We start from the raw sequence: 8,352 nt of genomic DNA, 5'->3' as shown, positions 1-8,352 counted from the left end.
GAGCGGCCCGATCTACGGCTTACTCCATAGTGGAAACCACTAGAAGCGACCTGCCCAACCCCTTGCTCCAGAGGGTACTATCACATCCACATCACTAAGGAATCTGAGCGTACACCCGATTTATTCCATCGATCTCGAATTCGAGGCCGATCTGCCAGCATCCGGCGCCATTAAGCCTGCGAAGGAATGGCCTGGTCGATGCGCAACAGCAGAAGCCCGGAGACGGCTGAAGCTGCAGTCCGGGCAAAAGATCCCTCCCGTAAGCGCATATTTTCATGCCAGTACGCGTCCGGGATGGTCCGGAGAGTCAGGGCAGTGAGAGCGGAACCAACCGTCCTTTATGCGCCTGGCCCGGTCAGGATTCCGCTTGCGTGCGACGGATCGGTTCTGCATAGTCCGCCGCCTTCGGGTGGTTCGCGCCGCAAAGTGGGCGGCGCGCCCGGCCGCCAAAATCTGGACTTTTTGATTTTCGAGAGGTCTATCATGGGAAGAGCTGTGCCGTTGAATCGAGTTCGCAACATCGGGATCATGGCCCATATCGACGCGGGCAAGACCACGACGAGCGAACGCATTCTCTACTATTCGGGGAAGGTTCACAAAATTGGCGAAGTGCACGATGGCGCCGCGCAACTGGACTGGATGCCGCAGGAGCGCGAGCGTGGCATCACCATCACGGCCGCCGCGACGTCGTTCATGTGGCGGGACCATCAGGTGTCGCTCATCGACACGCCGGGCCACGTGGATTTCACCGTCGAGGTTGAGCGGTCGTTGCGCGTGCTGGACGGCGCGGTTGCTCTGTATTGCGCGGTCGGCGGGGTTGAGCCGCAGTCGGAAACCGTGTGGCGCCAATCGGAAAAGTACGGCGTCCCGAAAATCGCCTTTGTGAACAAAATGGACCGCGTCGGCGCGGATTTTTTCCGGGTGCTGGAGGAAATGAAGTCCCAACTGGAGGCCAATGCGGTGCCGCTGGTGATCCCGATCGGAGCGGAGGACAATTTCCAAGGGGTCGTCGATCTCGTGAAAATGAAGGCCATTACCTTCGACGAAGCGACACAGGGCCAGCGGATGATTGAAAGCGACATCCCGGCGGAACTGGTCGAAGAGGCGCAGAAATGGCGGCACCACCTGATCGAAAAGGCGGCCGAACAGGATGATGCGCTACTGGAAAAGTATTTGAGCGGCGAGGAACTCACCACGGAAGAACTGATGGCCGCGATCCGAAAGGCCACCATCGCCCGCCGAATGACGCCGGTCTTCTGCGGCTCCGCCTTCAAAAACAAGGGCGTGCAGTTGATCCTGAACGGAGTAGTGGATTACTTGCCGTCGCCCTTGGACATTCCACCGGTGATTTGCGCGAAAGAAAAGGAAGCCAATGTGCGGATGGCGGACGACAACGCGCCGTTCTCGGCGATGGCATTCAAGATCATGTCCGACAAGCACATGGGCAAGCTTACGTACATCCGCATTTACTCGGGGACCCTCAAGCAGGGCGAGGCGGTGTACAACATCACCCGCGACAAGACCCAGCGAGTGGGCCGCCTGCTGCGCATGCACGCCAACAAACAGGAGCCGCTCGAACAGGCCTATGCAGGTGAAATCGTGGCCGTCGTGGGCTTCAGCGACACCAAGACGGGCGACACGCTCTGCCATGAGGATCATCCGATCCATTTGATGGCGATCGAATTCCCGTCGCCGGTCGTCTCCATCAGCATCAAGCCGGAGTCGCAGGCCGCCAACGAAAAGCTAAGCGAGGCCTTGTTCCGGCTGGCGGACGAGGATCCGACCTTCACCGTCGGCTACGATACAGAGACGGCAGAAACGATCATCTCGGGGATGGGCGAATTACACCTCGAAATCATCGTCGACCGTTTGAAACGCGAATTCGGCGTGAATGCGGTCGTGGGCCGCCCCGAAGTGGCCTATCGGGAAACCTGCACGGCCACCGTCGAACAGGAGGGCAAATACATCAAGCAGTCCGGCGGCCGAGGCCAATACGGCCATTGCAAGATCCGACTCGAGCCCAACGAAAAGGGGGCAGGCTTCGAGTTCATCAACGCAATCGTCGGCGGCCGAATTCCGCAGAATTTCATTCCGTCGGTCGAAAAGGGCATCATCAAGGCGATGCAATCGGGGCCGTTTGCCGGGTATCCGGTCGTCGATGTGAAGGTGACGCTGTTCGATGGCTCGTATCACGAGGTCGACTCGAGCGACATCGCCTTCCAGGAGGCGGGCCGGATCGCGTTCAAGGAGGCGTTCCAACGCGCTGCGCCAGAATTACTGGAGCCGATCATGGATGTGGAAGTGGTGACTCCGGAAGAGTTTATGGGCGCGGTCACCGGCAGCATCGCCCAGCGGCGTGGCCGGATCGAAAGCATGGAACAGAAGGGCAACCAGAAGGTCATCAGCGGCCTCGTCCCGTTGGCCGAAATGTTCGGCTATGCGAACCACCTCCGCACGCTGACCCAAGGACGCGCTTCCTTCACCATGGAATTCGAGCACTACGAAGCAGTTCCCTACGCTCTCGCCGAAGAGATCCGGAAAAAACGCATCGAGCAAAACAAAGTGCGGTAGGAAGCATTTCCTGTCTTTCTTTGAAGAACCACCCTGCTAGAATTCGTATATGACGGAAAATTCCTCCTCTTCCCGTCCGCGCGTCGCGATTGCCATTGTGTCCATCGACTCGGCCGTCGGCGGCCGGTTCATCGATACTGTATGCGGCGGAAAGGGCAATGAATTTGTCGCGGAGGACCGCATTATCGAATTGCGCCTGATCCACTATCGCCCCGAAGAGGAGGGGGCCCTCATTCGCCAGGTCTTGGATTGCGATGCGGCGGCGCTTCTGGTCAACCACATTGACGCCATCTCTTTAGAGAATTTGAAGGGCGCCTATCGAATGCTCCCGGCCGAATCCGCCCTGCCATTGTCGATTCTGATCGTTCGCGCACAGGGCCAGATGGAGTTCAAAATGAGCTGCCCGGCTTGCGGTCAGAAATTGTGGGTCCGCGATGTAGACAGCGGCCGTAAAGGCCGATGCCCGCACTGCCGAAAGACCTTTGTGCTTCCCTCCCAGACCGCCCACCTAAAAAGCACGCTGATGACACCGGAAATGGTACCGCTCATCACCGTGACCGAAGGACACGTTTCCAAGTGCCAAGGTCCGATATCTGAGCTGGCGGCGCGGGCATGCTTGCAAGCGCAGGTGCTGAAAAGTTCCACGCTTCGAGTTCAGGTTGAGGATTCCGAGCCGTCCTCTTCGTAGGGTAAACCGCTCATCCTTCCAAGTGGTCTTTCACGAAGACTGGCGGACCCTCACGGTTCGCGGACCGATCACCTTGAATCAGTGCGAATGTCCACAGCGACAAGACAAACATCGTCCTTCAGCGGATTACCGGCGGTAAACTGGCGAATCGCATCCATCACGGCCGGGAGAATCTCTCGAGATGGACGATAAACATTCGATCGGAGAACCCGCTCTAAGCGCGCAATGCCGAATTCCTCCCCGGCCGGATTGGTCGCCTCGTAGACGCCATCGGTAAAGAAGATGAAAGCATCGCCATCCTCGAGTCGAACCGTTCCCCCGCCATACTCTTCACCGGGGATGAGACCAAGCGCGACACCCGCGGGTTTCGGCGTTTCCAGCCGGCTCACGCGGCCCACGGAACGGTGCAAGTGGAACGGCGGCGGGTGCCCGGCCACGGAGTAGGTGGCAATACGCGACGTGGTATCCGCGACGAAGTAGGCCGCCGACGCAAAGATCGTCTGTGGAAACGCGCTCAGAATCTTGCAAAACTCGTTATTGAGCTCCCGAAGAAAGAGCGGCGCATTTCGCCCGCGCCGCGACTGCTCGGCAATCAACGTCCGTAGCATCGCCACGATAAGGGCGCTGCTCGTCCCGTGCCCCATCACATCGCCGATAAAAATTCCCGCCGTGTCATTCGCCAAGGCTGTAATATCGAAGAAATCGCCTCCCATCGCGAGGGCAGGCTGGTAAAGGTGCGCGAACTCCAGACGCAGCCGGCCCGGCAGATGCACTTCCGGGACAACCGGATAGGGACGATTGAGGAAGGCCTGTTGAAATTCGAGAGCCATCGCCATGTCTCGGCGCATGTCTTCGGAAATAGCCTCTGAGAGTCGGGAAGGGCTGCTCTGCAAATTCTCAAACCACGCGGCGAGCTCTTTCTGTATCGGCTCTCGCCTCGAGGAGAGCCGGCCGCGACCCAGAGCGGTGTGGAGAATCCAAAACCCTGCATGCAGCGGCTCTTCCAACGGCTTTAGCAGTTTGGCTCGCAACCAGACGTCTGCCGCAGGCGGTATCAGCGCGGCCAAAAGAATACCGAACATCAATACCAGCGCCGGTCTGACAAACCGGTGAAGCGGGAAGCCGGGCTCCACCCGGGCCACAAGCAATCTCGCCGGTTGCGTCCATACGATCCCGGCAGAGACCGGCAAAATCCGATATCGATACTCGCGGGCGCGACCTTTTGTCTCTTTGCGGCGGGCCAGTTCGTCCACGATGGGCGCCAAACCCTCTCCCGCCAAAGAGTCGCCTCCGATCAACCAGGCAACGTCCCCGCTCAGCAAAACGAAGAGACGCCGGCCAGACGACAAAAGGCGCTGCTCAGCCGCCGGCGCGAGATCAACGCGGGCACACAATACGCCGTCAACGATAGACCGCCTGCCCGGACGGCAAACAGGCACCGCTAGCGACAGGCTCCCTTCCGAATCAAGGTCCGCAGCAACCAGGGTGTGCGGCTCGGCCTCGCGAGCAGCCCTCCACCAGCCGGACTCGTGGTAAGAATACCGCGCTGGTTTGTCCGTGGCGGCCAACGTGTTTCCATGCAGATCTGTGAGGATCAGTTCGCGCAGTCTCGGGTCATCATCTCGCAGCCGGCGCAGAGTGACAGCGGCTTCATTATCGAGGATTCTTCGTAACAAGGAATGTTCGCGATTGATCTGCTCCCACTGCTGTTCGATCAAGTCGCGGTCATCCACGCCCTCACCGAGCCGCCTCGGCGCGGACTGGGCAATCGACGTAACGGCGGACAAGCTGGCCACGGTTTGCAAACGAGACGCTTCCGCGATCAAAATGGTCTCAAAAGCCACACGCGCTTCGATCGCCTCCCTTTCGAATCCCTCCTCAAGGTTGGCCAGTTCCAACCAAACCAGGAAAACGGTGCTTCCGATCGTAATCGCCAGGATCGGCAAGGCTAGGATCAGCCAGAAACCGAGTTTCCAGCGCCGATTAATTTCAGGAGTCACGGGTTATACGAATATTTGAATTTTTCCACCCTTGGACTCGTGCGCCGCAGAGTGTCAACGGTATGGCACAAGACATCCGCCAGCGCAACTGCTTCCTGTGAATTGTTGAATCGGCCCCAACTGATTCGCAGGGTCGCCACCTGATCATCAAACTCCCATCCCATCGATCGAAGAACATGCGAAGGCTCCGAAGAGCCTGAAGCGCATGCACTGCCGGATGACACGCAGATTCCTTTCTGATCCAGTGCGGCGATCAACACATCCGTATTGATCCCTGGGACCAGGCAGAGGGTGGTATTCGGCAATCTCGGAGAAGCGGCGCCGACAATCATCGCATCCGGCAGATGCTTACGGAGGGTATCCTCAACCAAATCCCGCAAGTCCGTCGAGGGACGGGCTACGGCCTCCATGGCCTGCTCCGCAGCCACGCCAAACCCGACGATAGCCGGCACATTCTCGGTTCCAGCCCGCCGTCCTCGCTCTTGGTCGCCGCCGCGCATCAAGGGTTCAACGGAAAGCCCCTCGCGAATGACCAGGGCACCGATCCCTTTGGGCCCATGCATCTTGTGCGCGCAACTGGTCAGCAGATCCACCCCCAACTCGCGAAAGGACACTGGAATCCGTCCGACCGCCTGCGAGGCATCGGTGTGGACCAACACGCCCCGTTTGCGCGCCATCTCCGCTATTTCCCGCACGGGATGCAAAATTCCGGTTTCGTTGTTGGCCAGCATCACGCTGACTAGGGCGGTATCGGGTGTCAACAAGCGTTCGAACTCTTCAAGGTCCAATACTCCATTTCGATCGACCGAAATTTGCAGCACTTCGTCGCCCTCTTTCCGCAAGGCGTCGAGGGCCGTGAGAACGGACGCATGCTCGACAGCGGAGCAGATCCAACGCCGACGTTTAGGAAACATCCGCCGAGCCAAGTGAATCGCCCAGGAATTGCTCTCGGTCCCGCCGGACGTAAACGCGACACATTCCGGTTCACAATACATCAGTGCCGCAACTTTTGAGCGCGCGTCTTCAATCGCCTTAGCCGCCCGGCGGGCAGGTGTGTACGGCGAGGACGGATTCATAAAGTGCTCGAGAAAAAAAGGTTGCATGGCCTGCCATGCAACGGGATCCAACGGGGCCGTCGCGTTATTATCTGCGTAAATCATTATAATTCAAAATGATATAAAAAACTATTCAACCGAAAACTGCTTCCGGAGCTTTTCGATCCATACGGACAGAATGGCCACGTCAGCGGGGTTGACACCCGGAACGCGCGAGGCTTGGCCGAGGGTTTCGGGACGCACTCGGGTTAGTTTCTCTCGGGCCTCGAATCGGAGAGCGGTGATGGAATGGTAATCGATATGATTTGGGATGGGCGTGGTCTCCATCTTTTCGAGCTGGCGAATCCTTTCAAGTTCCCGAACGATATAACCCTCGTATTTCGCATCAATCTCCAGTTGCTGGGCCGCCTCGGCGCTGACGCGCGCGGACCCATTCACGACCTTGTCATAGGTCACATCCGGTCGCTTGAGAAGCTGCCACAACGACGCTCCCGATACGAACGTCGCCTGCAATCTGGACTTCTCGCGTTCGATCTCTTGCCGGAGGGCCTGGTATTCCGAGAGCCGCTGCTCAGAGACGATCCCGATTTCGCGAGCCTGCTGTTCCATGCGAAGCCAGGCGTTGTCCTGTCTTAGCAAAAGTCGGTGCTCAGCTCGGGATGTGAACATTCGATAGGGCTCGTCGACCCCTTTCGTGACAAGGTCGTCAATCATGACCCCGAGATAGGAATTCAGCCGATTGAAGATCACAGGCGCAAGCCCCTGCGCCTTTCGAGCCGCATTGACGCCGGCCACGAATCCTTGACCCGCAGCCTCTTCGTAACCCGTGGTGCCATTGATCTGGCCGGCCATAAACAAGCCTTCGATTTCTTTGGTTTCGAGCGAGGCGTGGAGCTGCGTGGGATCTGAAAAATCATATTCGATGGCATATCCCGGACGAAGGAATACCGCTCGCTCCAACCCCTCGATGCTTCGAATCATCTCAACTTGCACGTCTTCGGGGAGGCTGTTGGATGTTCCATTCGGATAAATTTCCACCAACGTTCGGCCTTCCGGCTCAATAAAAATGTGATGTGAATCGTGGTGAGCAAATTTGACGATTTTGTCTTCAATCGATGGGCAATAACGAACACCAGTCCCCTCGATCATCCCGCCGTAAAGGGCGCTGTCTCGAAGATGACGGCGGATGATATCATGCGTTCGTTCATTCGTTCGCGTCAGCCAGCAGACCATCTGATAGCGGCCTGGAGGCCAAGGTCGCAGGGGATCGCCGGATTGTTCCACGTGGAACATCGGGGCGGCATCGGAATGTTCCACGTGGAACATTTGCCAGTCACGGCGAGCATCCCACGACAAAAACGGCGGAGGTTCATCCCCGGGCTGAACCTCCATTTTGGAGTAATCCAGGCTATCCTTGTGAAGTCGGGGTGGCGTTCCCGTCTTGAGGCGACCCATACGAAATCCGAGCCGCTTCAGACAGGCACTCAAGTCATATGCCGCTTTTTCTCCAATTCTCCCGCCAGCCCAATTCGTCTTACCCACGTGAATCTTGCCTGACAGAAATGTCCCCGTAGCCAAAACCACGGACTTCGCATGGATTATCGTTCCGTCTTCCAGATCTACTCCGGTCACGCGCCCGCTCGCCACCCGAATGGAGGATACCGTGGATTCAATCACCCACAGGTTCGGCGTTTGGGCAATCACACGTTGAATCCTCGTCGGGAAATGCGCCTTGTCGCACTGAAGACGCGTCGCTTGGACGGCCGGCCCTTTCTTGCTGTTGAGCGTGCGAAACTGGATGCCTGTGTAATCCGCATTTCGCGCCATTTCGCCACCCAGCGCGTCCACTTCCGCCACGATATGGGATTTTCCGATTCCGCCGACAGAAGGATTGCAAGACATCCGCCCAATGGCCTGCCGATCCAAACAAATCATCGCGGTCCGGCAGCCCATCCGGGCCGACGCAAGCGCGGCTTCATATCCCGCATGTCCGCCGCCGATAACGACGACATCAAACTCGCTACGCCCTTCTGCCATG

General features: G+C 58.2%; 5 protein-coding genes. 2 read left to right on the top strand and 3 right to left on the bottom strand.

What is annotated here, in order from left to right; genetic code table 11:
- Window positions 1–483 precede the first annotated feature (483 nt).
- Window positions 484–2,571, top strand: a complete 2,088-nt coding sequence (gene fusA, locus NZ740_09845; protein MCS6772309.1) for an elongation factor G — start codon at window positions 484–486, stop codon at window positions 2,569–2,571.
- A gap of 49 nt (window positions 2,572–2,620) precedes the next feature.
- Window positions 2,621–3,259, top strand: a complete 639-nt coding sequence (locus NZ740_09840; protein ID MCS6772308.1) for a hypothetical protein — start codon at window positions 2,621–2,623, stop codon at window positions 3,257–3,259.
- 68 nt (window positions 3,260–3,327) lie between these two features.
- Here the strand turns inward: NZ740_09840 and NZ740_09835 are convergent, their stop codons facing one another.
- Genes NZ740_09835 through NZ740_09825 form a run of 3 tightly spaced genes read right to left on the bottom strand, consistent with a single transcriptional unit; the run spans window position 3,328 to window position 8,351 of the window.
- Complete coding sequence (locus NZ740_09835; GenBank protein ID MCS6772307.1) at window positions 3,328–5,259, bottom strand: serine/threonine-protein phosphatase; 1,932 nt, start codon at window positions 5,257–5,259, stop codon at window positions 3,328–3,330.
- Window positions 5,256–6,419: a cysteine desulfurase gene (locus NZ740_09830; GenBank protein ID MCS6772306.1), complete on the bottom strand. Its 1,164-nt coding sequence runs from the start codon at window positions 6,417–6,419 to the stop codon at window positions 5,256–5,258. The genes NZ740_09835 and NZ740_09830 overlap by 4 nt, the downstream gene beginning before the upstream one ends.
- A gap of 24 nt (window positions 6,420–6,443) precedes the next feature.
- Window positions 6,444–8,351 (bottom strand): tRNA uridine-5-carboxymethylaminomethyl(34) synthesis enzyme MnmG, encoded by a 1,908-nt coding sequence (locus NZ740_09825; GenBank protein MCS6772305.1) that lies wholly within the window; start codon window positions 8,349–8,351, stop codon window positions 6,444–6,446.
- Window position 8,352: the final 1 nt, after the last annotated feature.

It is taken from the genome of Kiritimatiellia bacterium (assembly GCA_025054615.1).
Lineage (GTDB): Bacteria > Verrucomicrobiota > Kiritimatiellia > CAIVKH01 > CAIVKH01 > JANWZO01.
Note: the sequence above shows the minus strand (reverse complement) of the source record. Positions and strands in the feature narration are given on the sequence as shown.

Excerpts from the sequence above, each read along its gene's own strand:
- fusA (MCS6772309.1), top strand. The coding sequence starts at position 484 with ATGGGAAGAGCTGTGCCGTTGAATCGAGTTCGCAACATCGGGATCATG.
- NZ740_09840 (MCS6772308.1), top strand. The coding sequence starts at position 2,621 with ATGACGGAAAATTCCTCCTCTTCCCGTCCGCGCGTCGCGATTGCCATT.
- NZ740_09830 (MCS6772306.1), bottom strand. The coding sequence starts at position 6,419 with ATGATTTACGCAGATAATAACGCGACGGCCCCGTTGGATCCCGTTGCA.
- NZ740_09825 (MCS6772305.1), bottom strand. The coding sequence starts at position 8,351 with ATGGCAGAAGGGCGTAGCGAGTTTGATGTCGTCGTTATCGGCGGCGGA.